The sequence below is a fragment of the Streptomyces halobius genome (genome assembly GCF_023277745.1).
Taxonomy (GTDB): Bacteria; Actinomycetota; Actinomycetes; order Streptomycetales; family Streptomycetaceae; genus Streptomyces; species Streptomyces halobius.
Genome location: NZ_CP086322.1, coordinates 6,088,428 through 6,102,835 on the forward strand (window position 1 = coordinate 6,088,428; position 14,408 = coordinate 6,102,835).

Sequence of the window (14,408 nt, forward strand, 5' to 3'; positions counted from 1 at the left end):
GACCGGCTTACCTCAGGGGTGCTTGATAAAAAAACATGGGGATGATCGGTTTCGACAGCGGATGTCGAAGCAGGGGAAGCGAGTCGAGGAAGCGGCAATGATCTCGTTAACCATATGTCGCAACCAATAATCGCCAACACCAAGCGCGATTCCTTCGCCCTCGCTGCCTAAGTAGCGACTTGCGAAGTGTCAGCCCGGGGCTGTTCCCGACCCGGATCCTGGCATCAGCTAGGGAACTAAACTTCTAGACCCGGTCACGGGGTGTAGAAGGAAATCAAACAGTGACTGAGCCCGTCGGAGACTTGTCCGCGTGATCTCCGGGGCCGAGAAAAGCGCAGCGGACTGCACTCGGAGAAGCCCTGATTCCGCACCGTTGGACGCGGGTTCGATTCCCGCCATCTCCACTTCGTCGACAGGCGACGTGTGCCCGCGAATAGCGCGGGCACACGTCGCCTTCGTCGTATCTGCACGGGCTGCGCCCGCGTGATGCGGGGTTCTGCCACCCGCATCCCCTGTACCGGGGCGGGCCGGGGGCAACTCAGCGTGCACGGGACCTGAGCCCTTTCCGCCGACTCATGGTGACGGCCAGGGCGAGGGCGGCGGCCGTCGCAGGCATGACGTACGCCGGCCCGGGGCCCGCCAGATGGTCCACCGCCCAGCCGCCCGCCGCCGAACCGGCCGCGATACCGGCCAGCAGGGCGGTGACGGCCAGGGTCATCCCCTCGTTCAACTGGGCCGCCGGGGTGCGGGATTGGAGCAGCCCCATCCCGGTGACCATGGTCGGCGCGGTGGCCATCCCCGCCAGGAGGAGAGCGACGGCCAGGGCCGGCAGACTCCCCGTTGAGGCGGCGGCGAGGGGCAGCGGCATCAGGGCGGACATGGCGGCCACACAGCCCAGGAAGCGGCTGCCCGCCGGGCCCGTCGGCCGCAGCAGCCCGTAGAGCAGGCCCGCCGCACAGGAACCGGCCGCCTGGAGCGCGAGCATCCCGCCGGCCGCGGGCCGTACGCCGTGGACGTCCGCGAAGGCGATCGTCACGACCTCCAGGGAGCCGAAGACCGCGCCGGTGGCGAGGAAGGTGAGGAGGAGGGGCGACAGGCCCGGAAGGCGGAGCGGAGAGCGCGGACGCCCCGTCGTCCTGGGGGCGACGGGCGGCTCGGTACCGCGCTGCGCCGCGAAGAGCAGTACTCCCGTCAACAGCAGGGCGGCCGCGACCGCCGTACCCGCCTCCGGCAAGAAGGCGGTGCAGAGCAGTGTCGCCAGCACCGGACCGAGCATGAAGCAGAGCTCGTCCGCCGCCTGCTCGAAGGAATTCGCGGTGTGCCGGGCGGCGGGGTCGCCCCGGAAGAGGTGGGCCCAGCGCGCGCGTGACATTCCGCCGGTGTTCGGGGTGGTGGCGGTGGCGATGTACGAAGCGAAGAGGGCCCAGGCGGGCGCGTCGTAATGGACGCACAGGAGGAGGGAGAGGGAGCCGAGGGCGGCGATGACGGTGGCCGGGACGGCGATCCGGGACTGGCCGTATCGGTCGATGAGGCGCGCGGTCAGCGGCCCGACCAGCGCCGTTGCCGTCAGCCCCGTCGCGACGACGGCACCGGCCAGCGCATACGAGCCGCGCGTCCCGGCGATCATCAGGACCGCGCTGACACTGAGCATGCCCATCGGCAGCCGGGCCAGCAGATTGGCGGCGGTGAACGCGCGGGTCCCGGGGACGGCGAAAATCCGGCGGTAGGGGGCGGTGAGGGTGACCCCTCGTCCATGGCGACGTACGCGGGGGGACGGCCGTACGGGCGGGGACGGTGGTACGGGCGGGGCGGTGACGGGACGCGGGACGACGGAACGCGGGGCGACGGGGCGCAGGACGGCGGGGCGCGGGACGACGGGACGGGCGCCGAGGAAGAGGATCATGCCTTCTACCGTCGCGGCAGCCCTCGTCGCCCGTCCAACACCTGATCAGCACCCATTCACGCACCCGTGTTGTCAATGGGGCCTGCCGCCTTCCGCCTGCCGCGAATGCCAGGATGGCCCGGTGCCGTACGACATAGCCCCCCGGCTGCTGCGCGCCTTCACCGCCGTCGCCGACGAGCTCCACTTCACCCGCGCCGCCGCCCGGCTGTACGTGGCCCAGCAGGCGTTGAGCCGCGACATCCGGCGGCTGGAGCGCGAGTTGGGCGCCGACTTGTTCGTACGGACCACGCGCCAGGTCGCCCTCACGGCGCACGGGGCACGTCTGGTCCCTTACGCACGGCGGGTGTTGGCGGCCCACGACGAGTTGGCCGCCGCGTTCCGCGCCACGCCCGAGCGCCCGCTGCTGGTCGATGTCGGGGTGCCGATCGGTACGGCCCACCGGGTGCTGGAGGAGGCCCGGCGCCGGGTGCCCGACAGCTGCGAGCTGGTCGCCCGCTTCCACAGCGGGCTCACGGGTGCGGCGGAAGAGCTGCGGGCCGTACGGCTGGACGTCTCCTTCGGCCGCTTCGCCGCACTGCCACCCGCCGTACGGGCCGGCCTCGACCATCAGCCGGTCCGTCTGGAGCCGATGGCGGTGCTGCTCCCCGAGGAACACCGGCTGGCCGCACGGCCCACCGTCCCACTCGCGGAACTGACCGGTGAGACCCTGTACGCCGCCGCCGGGAACCCGCAGGCCGTCGAGTGGACGGACCTGGCGGCGCGCCTCTTCGAGGGGCGGGGGATCGCGATGGCCGCACCGTTCCCGGAGATCGAGGGTTCGCAGGAATTCACGCGGGTGGTGCGCAAGCAGGGGTGGGCGGTGCTGGCGAGCGTGGAGTTCATCGACGTGCCGGGGATGGTGCTGCGGCCGGTGGTCGATCCCGTACCCCTGTCGCCGGTGGGGATGGTGTGGCGGCGCGGGCTGAGGCATCCGGGGCTGGACGCGCTGCGGGCGGCCGCGCGGGAACTCGGCGAACGGGACGCGTGGTTGGCGCCTCCCGGGGACGGCTGGTGGCTCCCGGAGGCGGACGCCACGGCGATGGGCCTGCGCTGATCCGTACGCGATAGCTGGGGGACGACTGCGGACGACCGCGGATGTCCGGGATGAAGGCGGGCGAATACGGGCGGTTATGGACGACTGCGGATGACTACGGACGCGGAGGCAACCCCGGGCACGCGAAATCCTTCCTTAACGGCGGGAAACTTTATGCGGAACGAACAGGGACAGGGGGAGCCGTGCGGCGGCGCTCACTTCTCGCGGCGACGGCGGCCGCGCTCATTTTGACCGTCTTCGGCCTGGGGCTGGTCGGCTGCGGCTCACCGCGGATGGCGGCCCTGCACGCCGACTGCACGACCAAAGACCTGAAGTGGAAGCTCGCCGTCCTGAAGAAGAAGCCGCACAGCACACATCGTGAGGCCCGGCTCACCGCCGTCAACGAGGGCCCGGGAGCGTGTGTCTTCCGCGGTTTCCCGGTCTTCGAGGTCCATGTCGGCAAGGGCCCGGAGTCGGACGGGAAGGGGCGCGGCCAGACCATGCCGATCGACCTGCGGCGCGGCGGCACGGTGACGACCAGCCTGCGCTACAAGGACTCCGACCGGGGTACGCCGTCCGCCGCCTGCATGGTCAGCAATGACACGGCCGTGGTCGCCGCACCGCGCGACACCACGGGCGGCCGGGCGATAGCGGCCCGGGACGAGACGGGCGGACGGGCTCGGATGACCATCTGCGAGGACACGGTCTGGATGAGCCCGCCCAAGGAAATCGCCGAGTAGCCCCGGTTGTTACGGGGCCGCCGTTGCCGCGAAGGCGGCGAACGACGCCGCGTTGATGGTCGGGGGTTTCCAGCAGCACGAACGGGCCGTCGAGCCTGGCGTGAGTCGGGCAGTTCAGAGGCAGGATCTGAATCTGGACGCCGGGGAGCTCCGCGCATGTGCGCAGGTGGGAGTTCTGGCCGCATTACCTCGGGTCCACCGAGCCCGCCCAACAGGATGGCTCTGCGATGACGAAACTGGCGCTGACAGGTTTCGGCTTGTGCACGATCTGCTGACGGTCCTGCCGGGTTGTGACGCGCTGCTCGATCTCCTCTTCGGTGAGGTGCGGGATAACGCCGCTGCGCAAGGTGGCCCGTGCGTAGTCCGAGGTCTGGAGCAGACCGGGGATGACCACGTTCTCGTACCAGCAAAGCGCGATGGCCTCCCGCTCGAAATCCATGAACTCCTCGGCCCACACCGGGAACTTCTCCCGCTTCGGCAGCTTCTCCACACCCACCTTGAGCGCGCCGCCTGTCTTCAGAATCCGGTCGATCTCCACTGCCGGGCGCGGCAACAACGCCCGCCTCCCCTGCTCGATGAAGGCGATGGTCTGCTCGGACACGCTCACGAGATTGCCGAGTTCGCGTTGGGTGAGGCCGGCGTTCGCGCGGAACAGCGCCATGATCGCGCCGAGGACTTCCATGTTCGAGGACTGCCTGTTTCTTTGGCTTCATGCCGACCCGCTCCCCTGTGACGCCCTTCGTGACCGCGCGTGCACCCGTACTCTCCGTGGGTACGGGTCGGCCTGGATCAGCGCGGGATGGACAGCAGCGGCTGGTAAAGGCGGGTGTCGTCGGGTTCGCCGATCGGGTGGCCGTCGACGGCGACCCAGGCGCGGGCGCGGAACGGCTCCGTGCGCACCCCCGTGCACCACTGGGGCCAGCGGCCGCGCGTACGGCACAACAGGGCGGTGGCGAGGGAGCGTTGGAGGCAGCCCTGGCCCGTGCAGCGGGCGTTGACCGTGACGACGGCGTGCCGGGCCCGTAGCGCGTCGGGCGCGGTGGCGGGGCGGGCGCCGCGGCGTACGCGGTCCAGGACGCGGCAGATGGTGCGCGGGGAGCGGCGCGCCAGGAGCCGCGCTGCGGCGACGCAGCAGCGGGCGGTGCAGCGTTCGGTGAGGGTGAGGTGTGCGCGCGGGTCGATGGAGAGGGGGACGCTCAAGAGGTCACCAGCTTCGCGGACTTGAGGGAGGAGAGCAGGGCCTTTGTGTCCGCTTCGACGCGGTCGGCGGCCTCGGGGTGGCGGATGCGCAGTTCGGCGACGGCTGATGTGCAACTCCCGCCGGCCAAAAGGTGTTCAAGAATCAGAGCGCCGGTTTCGTTGAGTTGCCAGTAGCGGCCCGTTCGGGTGTTGAGGAGGATCATGCCGCCGGGGGTGCGGGTGCTGGTGATGTCGGGGGCGAGGGAGACGGAGAGGGGCATCAGGCTCCTTCGGCGGGAGATGCGGGGGCATGCGGGAGATACGGGATGCGGGAGGTAAGGGGGCAGCAGTCGCAGCTACGGGGCGGCCGTGGCGGTTGCGGAGGCAGGAGTGACAGCGGCCGGGGGCGGGAGTTGGCCGTACGGGAGGGAGCGCAGCCAGTATTCGGCGGCGAGTGTGGGGTCGAGGGGGAGCAGGGTGTGGGTGTGCGGATGGAGGGAGGTGAGGACGTGACGTAGGGCGTCGGGGCGGATCAGGCCCAGGCGGGCCAGGAGTGAGTCGTCGCAGAGGGCGGAGAGTGCGCGACGGTGGCGGCGTAGGCCCGCGTAGACCTCGGCGCTGTGGTCGCCTTTGGTGCCGCGGCCGAGCACGGCGTCGGGGACGAGGCCGCGCATGGCGGTGGCGAGCAGGGGCTTGTATGCGCCGGTCTCGGTGTGGCCGGCGAGACGGACGGTGAGTGCCGCCTTGATGACGGCGTCGTCGAGAAAGGGGGCTTCGTAGGCGACACCTTGGGCCGAGGCCACCGCGTCGATGCCGCGGACGATCTCTCCGGCGCGTACGGCGGCGCGTACGGTCTCGTGCTGAGCGCGCAGCGCCGCGTACGGCTCGGGCGCTTCGGCGGCCGCTTCGCGCAGCAGGCGGCGGACGGTGGTGACCGCGTCCGGGTGTGCCCAGGGCGGCATGCTGGGGGCGATCTCCCAGGCGGCGCCGGTGGTGCCGTGCTGCTCGGTGCAGGTGGCCAGCCACTGGGGGTACGAGTCGCCGTTCCAGAGGGTGTGCAGGCTGTCCCGGAGGGGGCGCAGGGGGTCGGGGAGTGTCCAGCGGCCGAGGCGCCGGGCCCTGAGGGGCTGGCGGGCGGTGCGGAGGTCGCGGCGGGCGAGTGAGTGCAGCGCCACCGGGCGAGGGTTCAGTGCCGCCGGGCGGGGGTCAAGTGCCACCGGGCGGGGGCTGAAGAGTTCGTCGCCGCCGACACCGACCAGATGCAGCCGGGAGCCGCGTTCGGCGACGAGGCGGGCGTGGTGGGAGAGCCGGGCACTCTCCCTGATCGCGGCGAGCGGGCCGGCCGGGTCGGTGTGGCCGGGGTCGGAGGGCGGGGTGTACCAGGTGGGCACCTCGGCGTAAGGAAGGGAGAGATGTTCGCCGACGTTGCCGCCGCCGGTGTGGTCGCCGGTGCTGAGGTGGGCCGCGCTGCGGGCGCTCCAGAGGTTGTCGTCGTTGGCCGGATCGCGGCACTGCCATGCGGTGGTGATCAGGCGAGTGTGCGGGGCGCGGGCGGCCAGGAAGCACAGGCTGGTGGAGTCCATGCCTCCGGAGAGGTCGGCGCTGAGCGTCCCGTGGCGCGTACGGACCCGGACGGCCGCGCTGAGGGCGTCCCGTACGGCCTCGGCGGCGTCCGGCAGGGGCGTGTCCGGTGCGGGCGGCTGCCACCAACGCCGCACGACGTGGCGGCCGTTGGGGGCGAAGGTGAGGTAGTGGCCCGGTGGTACGGCGTGGACCGACCGCCAGGCCTGGCGCAGGGCGAGGGGGAGCGGGGCAAAGGGGGTGAGCAGACGGGCGGCCAGGGTCTCTTCGTCGACGGTTCCGAGGTGGGGTGCGCGGTCCAGGCCGGTTTTCGCGGCCTCGCACCCCAGGGCGGCCAGATTCTGGGGGCGGTTGCCGGCGACGGCGATGCCGCCGATGTCCGTGTGATGTAGCTGACGGTACGTCGAAAGACTTCCCTGGCAGCGGACTTCGGGACCGAAGGCCGCCATGAGAAAGAAGCTGCCGGGCAGGTCGCCTAGGTGTGCGCGGAGGTGGTCGCCGAGGTCGTCGAGGCTGGTCAGGCGGCGGAGCAGGCGGGTCAGCCCGTCCCGGGTGGCGGAGGTGGTACCGAGCAGTGCGATGCGGCGCGGGCCGATCCGTGCCGTGATGGTCTCGTCGCGGCTCCAGTGCCCGACGATCCAGGGGCGGCCGGAGGCGTACGGCACGATGCGGAGGGTTGGCCTCCGGTGCAGGCAGGCGATGAGCCGGTCGGCGGCGGGATGGTCGGGCAGGACGAGGAAATCCACGGCGCGGTACCGCTCCTTGGGCGCATTCCTTGGGTGCTGGGGGTGTGGGCCCGGAGGTCCTGCCGGGGCGGGGAGGCGCCTCCCGGCAGGACCGGTTCAGGACCGGTTACGGACGGCCGGTCGCTACTCCTGCCAGAAGTGCCCGCCGAAGGCATCGTGATGCCAGCCGACGAGTCCCGGTGTCAGCTCGGCGAAGTCGCCCACATCGGCCAGTTCCGGCACCTCGTACTCGACCTGCTCTACGTCCCCGCCGCACTCGGCATGCTCGACGTCCCCGCCGCACTCGGCCTGCTCGACCTGCTCGGTGTAACCGGCGTGCTCGCCGTACCCGACGTGCCCGCCGTACCCGGCGTGCTCCCGCGGCTGCTGAAGCTCCTGCAGCAGTTCCTGCATGAGATCCTGCATGAGTCGCACTTCCTTCCCTGGGGTGCTGCACAACCGCGCCGAGGACAGCGGAAAGTGTCGGCGTGACTACGTTCTGCTTCCGACGCAAAGGCTGGCAGCAGCCGCAGCCCGTTCCATTACCCCGAACGGGTGAACGCGGGGGCGCGCGAGGCGTGGCGGCGCGGAGCCTGCTCACCGCACGCCGTCGGGCCCCGTGAGAGCAAGGTTTCGCGGCGGTCACTTCCCGCCACGGGCCGGAAACGCGCCGTCCCTAGCTTCGAGGGAGATGGCTGGATCCCCCTGGGAGGCGCGATGACAACCGAGGCAGCACGTACCGGCGGCAGTAGTGGCAGGCGAGGAGGGCACTGGATCGAGCACTGGGATCCGGAGAACGAGACATTCTGGGCGGAGTCGGGCGAGCGGATCGCACGGCGGAATCTGTGGTTCTCCGTGATGTCCGAGCACATCGGGTTCTCCGTGTGGAGCCTGTGGTCGGTGATGGTGCTGTTCATGGGGCCGGAGTACGGGCTGGCCCCGGCCGACAAATTCTTCCTGGTCGCGGTGACGACACTGGTGGGCGCCGTGCTGCGGGTGCCGTACACCTTCGCCGTGGCGAAGTTCGGCGGGCGCAACTGGACCATCATCAGCGCGCTGATGCTGCTCGTGCCCACCACCGCCGCGTGGTTCGTGATGGAACCCGGCACCTCATACGGGACCTTCCTGCTGATCGCGTCGCTCACCGGTATCGGAGGCGCCAACTTCGCCTCGTCGATGACCAACATCAACTCCTTCTATCCGCTGCGGAAGAAGGGCTGGGCGCTGGGCATGAACGCCGGCGGCGGCAACATCGGCGTACCGGTCATCCAGCTGGTCGGCCTGCTGGTCATCGGTACCGCGGGCGCCGCGCATCCGCACATCGTGCTGGGTATCTACATTCCGCTGGTCGTCGTCTCGGCGGTGTGCGCCGCGCTGTTCATGGACAATCTCGCCCCGGTGAAGAACGACACCGGCGCGGCCAAGGACGCCGCCCGTGAACCGCACACGTGGATCATGTCGCTGCTGTACGTCGGCACCTTCGGGTCCTTCATCGGCTACAGCTTCGCCTTCGGCCTGGTCCTGACGACCCAGTTCGACCGCACGCCGCTGCAGGCCGCTTCCCTGACCTTCATCGGCCCGCTGCTGGGCTCCCTGGTCCGGCCGGTCGGCGGGCAGCTGGCCGACCGCTTCGGCGGGGCGCGCATCACCCTGTGGAACTTCGCCGCGATGGGCGCCGCGACCCTCGTCGTGATCTTCGCCGCTGTGCAGGAGTCGCTGCCGCTCTTCCTGGTCGGCTTTATCGCCCTCTTCGTGCTGACCGGTGTGGGCAACGGCTCGACGTACAAGATGATCCCGGGCATCTTCCAGAACAAGGCGCTGGAGCGCGGACTCACCGGCGAGGCCGCCGCGGCCTACGGCCGTCGGCTCTCCGGCGCCTCGATGGGCCTCATCGGCGCGGCCGGTGCGGTCGGCGGCCTGGGCATCAACCTCGCCTTCCGGCAGGCGTTCATGACGACGGGTTCCGGGACCCCGGCCTTCGTCTCCTTCCTGGCCTTCTACGCCCTGTGCCTGGTCGTGACCTGGGCCGTATACCTGCGGCGGCCGGCGGGCGCACGGTCCGCGGCGGAGCCGGGAACCGGCGAGGCGGACGAGGAGGCCCCGCGGCCCGTGTACGCCGAGGTCTGAGGCGCGCTTCCGTAACACGGGAGCGGGTTTCCGTAACAGTGGGGAAATGTCGAGGGACCGTGTCTGTCACGTGCTGTTGGCAGGCTCGGCTCCTTCATCAGGCCTTGTCCGGGGGCTTGGCAGTCGTGCCGGACGGGCGCGGCGGGCTCCGACCCGACGTGCTCCATGGGGCCGGACAGGGCCGCCCGTACCAGCCGGAGCCGCGGCGTTACGGGAGCACGAAATGCACCACACCACTCTGGGCGGAGCGGGACGACCATGCACCAACACCAGCAGGTTCAAAAGGAGCGGGATCACAGGGAGCAGCAGCCGGCGACGCCGGCGCCGGGCGTACGGCCGCTCGACGGGTTCACTGTCGGGGTGACCGCGGCCCGGCGGGCGGAGGAGCTGGGCACACTGCTGGAGCGGCGGGGCGCGCAGGTGCTGCACGCGCCGGCACTGCGCATCGTGCCGCTGCCGGACGATGACGGGCTGCTCGCGGTGACCAGATCGCTGATCGAGGACGCGCCGGACATCGTCGTGGCGACCACCGCCATCGGGTTCCGCGGGTGGATCGAGGCCGCCGAGGGGTGGGGGCTGGGCGAGGACCTGCTCGACCGGCTGGCCGGGGTGGAGCTGCTGGCGCGCGGCCCGAAGGTGCGGGGGGCGATCAGGGCCGCCGGGCTGACCGAGAAGTGGTCGCCGGCCTCGGAATCGATGGCGGAGGTGCTGGACCGGCTGCTGGCGGAGGGCGTCTCCGGGCGCCGGGTCGCCGTTCAGCTGCACGGGGAGCCGCTGCCCGGTTTCGTCGAGGCGCTGCGGGCGGACGGCGCGGAGGTCGTCGGCGTCCCCGTCTACCGCTGGATGCCGCCGGAGGACATCGGGCCGGTGGACCGGCTGCTGGACGCGGTGCTCGGCCGCGGGGTGGACGCGGTGACGTTCACCAGCGCCCCGGCCGCAGCGTCGCTGCTGCGGCGCGCGGAGGAGCGCGGCATACGGGACGAGGTGCTGGCGGCGCTGCGGCGGGAGGTGCTGCCGGTGTGCGTGGGGCCGGTGACCGCGCTGCCGCTGCAGGCGCACGACATCCCCACCCTCCAGCCGGAGCGCTTCCGGCTGGGGCCGCTGGTACAGCTGCTGTGCCGTGAACTCCCGGGCCGTGTACGACCGTTGCCGGTCGCCGGGCGGTGGCTGGAGGTCCGCGGGCACGCGGTCGTGGTGGGCGGAGAGCTGCGGCCGGTACCGCCGGCCGGCATGGCGCTGCTGCGCGCGCTGGCCCGCCGCCCCGGCTGGGTGGTCTCCCGCGCGGATCTGCTGCGGGCGCTGCCGGGGGCGGGGCGGGACGAGCATGCGGTGGAGACGGCGATGGCCCGGCTGCGGGTGGCGCTGGGCGCGCCGAAGCTGATCCAGACGGTCGTCAAGCGGGGGTACCGGCTGTCGCTGGACCCGCATGCGGACACCGACAAGTACGGGGGAGCGTGAGTTGTAGGGGCCCGGCCGGAGGTCCGCCGCTCTTCCGGTCGCTTCCGGGGCGCCTCGCCCCGGGGGCTGCCTCCTCTCACGCCACGTCCCCTCCTCGCCCCGGCTTGTTCCCTCCCTCACTCCGGATTGTCGACTCGGACCTCGCCCCGGCTTGGATTCGACTCGGGCCTCACTCCGGATTGTTGACGCGGATCTTGGACTGGCCGTGCGGGCGCTTCTCCCAGTCGTCCATGAAGCGGGCCTCCAGGCCGTGTTTGCGGGCCAGGTTCAGCAGCGTCTCGGTGCGGTAGTAGAAGTCCTCGCGCAGCACCTGGTGTTCGGTGCCCTCGGTGCGGTCGAAGGTGAAGTCGAAGAAGCCGCCGGGAGCCAGGACGCGGCCGACGTGTGCGAGACATTCGTCGATGACGGGGAGCGGTGAGTGCGAGAAGACGCTGTGCGCGTGGACGACGTCGAAGTGGGCGGCCGGGAGGAAGTCCAGCTTCAGATCCCTCGTGATGGTCAAGTGCGGGAGTTTGTGCTGGAGTTCGTAGGTCGTCAGGGTCTTCTTGGCGGATATCAGGATGTCCGGTGAGATGTCGACGCCGTAGTAGTTGCCCGTGTCCAGGTGGGCGATGAAGCGCCAGCCGGCCCGCAGATTGCCGCAGCCGATGTCGAGCATCCGGTGGCCGGGCTTCAGGCCGTGCTCCGCGAGATAGGCGAACTGCATCTCGCCCAGGGCCAGCCAGCGTTCATGGCTGCGGCTGCCGACCGCGGCCTCCGGGTTGCGGTCGGTGTCGGAGGCCATCACCGCGCGGTAGTAGTCGACGTGGTCGGGGTGTTTGAGGCGCAGCCAGGTGTCCCGTGCGGTGCGTTTCACGTACGGGGTGATGCGGGCCGGGTTGCGGACCGCGTAGCCGATCTTGTGGGTCAGGCTGGCGCGGTTTTTGAGCAGCGATTTGGGCGACATGGTGACCTTCGTCCTGGAGGGGGCGGAAGGGGTGGGGCGGAAGGGGCAAGGGGTGGTGGCCGCCGGGGGCGGTCCCCACGTCGGGACTATACGTTAAATGTATACGCGAGTTGTGTACTTGGGGTGTCTACCTGCGTGCCGGGATCGCGCCCGGGATTTTGACCTCCGTGTCCGGGGCTTCTGCCTCCGGTGTCCGGGGTGTCTGCCTTCCGTGCCCGGAGGCGTCCGCCTCCGGTGTCCACGCCGGGCGCGTGCCACGGAGGGTTCCGGCCGGCTTGCGCGCCGGGCACTCTGGGGGCACACGCGTTTGTTCGCTAAGGAGTGACAGGCACATGGCGGCGCCTCACGACCTGCGGTTCGACTGCGGGCGGATCTGCCTGGATCTGCTGGCCACCGGCGGCACCCCTGCCGAACGGCTCGCCGACCCGCAGCACTTGACGGCCTGGCTGGTCGGCGCGGGGGTGGTGCCGTACGGCGCCCCGCTGGACGGTGTCGACGGCGGTTGGGTCACCCGCTTCCGGGCGCTGCGCGACCTGCTGCGCCGTGTGGTGCACGACGAGCTACGGGGCCGGGCGGCCGACGCCGACCTGACGCAGCTCAACGCTACCGCCGAGGCCGGCCGGCCGCCCGCCGTGCGGGCCGTTCGGGCGGCCGACGGCACTCTGACCTGTGCTTTCGCCGGGACGCCGGACTGCGCCGGACTGCTGGCCGCGGTGGCGCGGGACGCCGTGGGACTGCTCACCGACCCGGAGGCGCGCGGCCAGCTGCGGCAGTGCGAGGGCGAGAGCTGCTCCCGGGTCTACCTGGACACCTCCCGCGGCCGGCGCCGCCGCTGGTGCTCCAGCGAAGTGTGCGGCAACCGGGAGCGGGTGGCGCGGCACCGGCGGCGGACGATGGGGCGGGACGCGGCGGAAGCGCCCCCGGCCGGCCCGGCCGCCCCGAACATCCCGGCCGCCCCGACGGTCTCCCGCGCACCCGTTTCCCCATCCACCGCCCCGCCCGCTTCCCCACCCACCTCACCTACTTCTGCCACCTCCCCACACACTTCCCAGTCCAATTCACCCACTTCCTCCCCCACCTCCCAGCGCGCCGCGAAAATTTCCGGCGGACCGTGAACGCACCGCCCGTCCCGTCCGTACTCCTCATCGCACGGACCCGCGGCGGTGCCCCCGGCTGCCGCCCCGACAGTCGCCGCCGCGGATCCGTACAAGTCCGATTCATAACAACAAGCCCGATCCGTGGCAAAGAGCACGATTCATGGCAACGAGTCCGATCCGTGGCATGATCCCGGCGCTGTTCCGGTGATCCGCGCTATCGACCCGGGAGTTGGAGTGCGCAAGGATGCCGGCGTGGCAGACAGGACGACACCTGACGAGGAGCTCATGCGAGCCCTCTACGACGACCACGCGGGCCCGCTCCTCGCCTTCGTCCTGCGGCTGGTGGCGGGCGACCGGCACCGTGCGGAGGACGTGGTGCAGGAAACGCTGGTGCGTGCCTGGCGCAACGCCGACCAGCTGAACCGCGCGACCGGCTCGATCCGGCCATGGCTGGTGACCGTCGCCCGACGGATCGTCATCGACGGCCACCGCAGCCGCCGGGCCCGGCCCCAAGAGGTCGACGCGACGCCCCTGGAGACGATGCCCGCCGCCGATGTGATCGACCGGGCGCTGCGCCTGATGACGCTTTCCGAGGCGCTGGGCGACCTGAGCCAGGCCCACCGGGAGGCCCTCGTCGAGACGTACTTCAAGGAGCGTACGGTCAGCGAGGCAGCGGCGGTGCTGCGCGTACCGGCCGGGACCGTGCGGTCCCGCGTCTTCTACGCGCTGCGCTCCCTGAGGCTCTCCCTTGAGGAACGAGGAGTGACGGAGTGATCCCGCCCACGCAGCCGGACCGGCACAGCGACGTCGGCGCCTATGCGCTGGGCGTCCTGGACGCCGCCGACACCGAACGGTTCGAGGCGCATCTCGCCGGGTGCGACCGGTGCGCCGCCGCACTCGAAGAGCTGATGGGCCTGCCGCCGCTGCTCGCCGAGTTCAAGGAGTCCGCGCCGACGCCGGAGACCGTGACCGCCGCCCCCGGGCGCGGTCTCCTGGACGGGCTGCTCGGCGAGGTCGCCGCCGCCCGCCGCGCCCGCGGCCGCCGTCGGCTGTCTCTGGTGGCCGCTGCCGCCGTACTGATCGTCGGCGGGCCGCTCGCCGCGGTCGCCCTGACGGCGGACCGGTCCGGGGACGACCGCCCGCCGCCGCTCGCGAACGCCGTCCGCGCCCAGTTCGACCAGGGGGAGAAGGCGGCGGCCGTCGACCCCGTCACCAAGGTCTCGGCGGGCGTCTCCATGGCGCCCAAGACCTGGGGCACCCAGGTCGTGCTCCAGCTCGCCAACGTCAAGGGTCCGCTCACCTGCGATCTGGTCGCCGTCGGCAAGGACGGCCGGCGGGAGACGGTCACCACCTGGGCGGTCCCCGAGGGCGGCTACGGCATCAAGGACAGCGACGTGAAGTGGAACCGGGAGCCGCTGTACGCCACGGGCGGGGCGGCCCTCAACCGCGGCGATATCGACCGCTTCGAGATCCGCACGCTGGAGGGCAAGCGGCTGGCCACCGTGGAGGTGTGAGGCGGGGGCGCCGGAGGCCGGGAGCGCCGGGCGGGTGATGTCCCCCTACGTCACCCTCGTACCGCC

General features: G+C 71.4%; 13 protein-coding genes, 1 other RNA gene and 2 pseudogenes. 8 read left to right on the top strand and 8 right to left on the bottom strand.

Features of this window, described 5'->3' with window-relative positions:
- Positions 1–37 precede the first annotated feature (37 nt).
- Positions 38–407: a transfer-messenger RNA gene (ssrA, locus tag K9S39_RS27670) on the top strand.
- 131 nt (positions 408–538) lie between these two features.
- Here the strand turns inward: ssrA and K9S39_RS27675 are convergent.
- Positions 539–1,903: an MFS transporter gene (locus K9S39_RS27675; RefSeq protein ID WP_248866023.1), complete on the bottom strand. Its 1,365-nt coding sequence runs from the start codon at positions 1,901–1,903 to the stop codon at positions 539–541.
- Positions 1,904–2,024: 121 nt separating this feature from the next.
- On the opposite strand from K9S39_RS27675, the gene K9S39_RS27680 reads away from it, so the two are divergent.
- Both K9S39_RS27680 and K9S39_RS27685 read left to right on the top strand, forming a co-directional pair.
- Positions 2,025–2,996, top strand: coding sequence for a LysR family transcriptional regulator (locus K9S39_RS27680; protein ID WP_248866024.1), 972 nt, complete (start codon positions 2,025–2,027; stop codon positions 2,994–2,996).
- A 182-nt stretch (positions 2,997–3,178) separates the two neighbouring features.
- The gene (locus K9S39_RS27685; protein ID WP_248866025.1) at positions 3,179–3,715 is read left to right on the top strand and encodes a DUF4232 domain-containing protein; all 537 of its coding nucleotides are present in this window, start codon (positions 3,179–3,181) and stop codon (positions 3,713–3,715) included.
- A gap of 49 nt (positions 3,716–3,764) precedes the next feature.
- On the opposite strand, the pseudogene K9S39_RS43110 reads toward K9S39_RS27685, so the two are convergent.
- The 6 genes and pseudogenes from K9S39_RS43110 to K9S39_RS27710 all read right to left on the bottom strand — a co-directional run.
- Positions 3,765–3,881: pseudogene (locus K9S39_RS43110) on the bottom strand (Scr1 family TA system antitoxin-like transcriptional regulator); the annotation flags it as partial.
- A gap of 18 nt (positions 3,882–3,899) precedes the next feature.
- A complete protein-coding gene (locus K9S39_RS27690; RefSeq protein WP_248866026.1) occupies positions 3,900–4,397 on the bottom strand; it encodes a Scr1 family TA system antitoxin-like transcriptional regulator in 498 nt (165 codons plus the stop codon).
- Positions 4,398–4,504: 107 nt separating this feature from the next.
- Complete coding sequence (locus K9S39_RS27695; RefSeq protein WP_248866027.1) at positions 4,505–4,915, bottom strand: lasso peptide biosynthesis B2 protein; 411 nt, start codon at positions 4,913–4,915, stop codon at positions 4,505–4,507.
- The gene (locus tag K9S39_RS27700; protein ID WP_248866028.1) at positions 4,912–5,175 is read right to left on the bottom strand and encodes a lasso peptide biosynthesis PqqD family chaperone; all 264 of its coding nucleotides are present in this window, start codon (positions 5,173–5,175) and stop codon (positions 4,912–4,914) included. The genes K9S39_RS27695 and K9S39_RS27700 overlap by 4 nt, the downstream gene beginning before the upstream one ends.
- Before the next feature lie 75 nt (positions 5,176–5,250).
- Positions 5,251–7,221: an asparagine synthase-related protein gene (locus K9S39_RS27705; RefSeq protein WP_248866030.1), complete on the bottom strand. Its 1,971-nt coding sequence runs from the start codon at positions 7,219–7,221 to the stop codon at positions 5,251–5,253.
- Between the two features lie 123 nt (positions 7,222–7,344).
- The gene (locus K9S39_RS27710; protein ID WP_248866032.1) at positions 7,345–7,626 is read right to left on the bottom strand and encodes a lasso RiPP family leader peptide-containing protein; all 282 of its coding nucleotides are present in this window, start codon (positions 7,624–7,626) and stop codon (positions 7,345–7,347) included.
- A 291-nt stretch (positions 7,627–7,917) separates the two neighbouring features.
- Here K9S39_RS27710 and K9S39_RS27715 point away from each other — a divergent pair, with 291 nt between their 5' ends.
- Together K9S39_RS27715 and K9S39_RS27720 are read left to right on the top strand one after the other, a co-directional pair.
- Positions 7,918–9,327, top strand: a complete 1,410-nt coding sequence (locus K9S39_RS27715) for a nitrate/nitrite transporter (RefSeq protein WP_248866034.1) — start codon at positions 7,918–7,920, stop codon at positions 9,325–9,327.
- Between the two features lie 258 nt (positions 9,328–9,585).
- The gene (locus K9S39_RS27720; RefSeq protein WP_248866036.1) at positions 9,586–10,785 is read left to right on the top strand and encodes a uroporphyrinogen-III synthase; all 1,200 of its coding nucleotides are present in this window, start codon (positions 9,586–9,588) and stop codon (positions 10,783–10,785) included.
- Between the two features lie 169 nt (positions 10,786–10,954).
- Here K9S39_RS27720 and K9S39_RS27725 read toward each other — a convergent pair whose 3' ends face one another.
- Positions 10,955–11,731, bottom strand: a complete 777-nt coding sequence (locus K9S39_RS27725) for a class I SAM-dependent methyltransferase (protein ID WP_248866038.1) — start codon at positions 11,729–11,731, stop codon at positions 10,955–10,957.
- Positions 11,732–12,063: 332 nt separating this feature from the next.
- Between K9S39_RS27725 and K9S39_RS27730 the strand changes: the two are divergent.
- The 3 genes and pseudogenes from K9S39_RS27730 to K9S39_RS27740 all read left to right on the top strand — a co-directional run.
- Positions 12,064–12,633 (top strand): annotated as a pseudogene (locus tag K9S39_RS27730) (CGNR zinc finger domain-containing protein); the annotation flags it as partial.
- 429 nt (positions 12,634–13,062) lie between these two features.
- Positions 13,063–13,602 (top strand): sigma-70 family RNA polymerase sigma factor, encoded by a 540-nt coding sequence (locus K9S39_RS27735; protein WP_406708027.1) that lies wholly within the window; start codon positions 13,063–13,065, stop codon positions 13,600–13,602.
- Positions 13,599–14,342: an anti-sigma factor family protein gene (locus tag K9S39_RS27740; protein ID WP_248866040.1), complete on the top strand. Its 744-nt coding sequence runs from the start codon at positions 13,599–13,601 to the stop codon at positions 14,340–14,342. The genes K9S39_RS27735 and K9S39_RS27740 overlap by 4 nt, the downstream gene beginning before the upstream one ends.
- Positions 14,343–14,408: the final 66 nt, after the last annotated feature.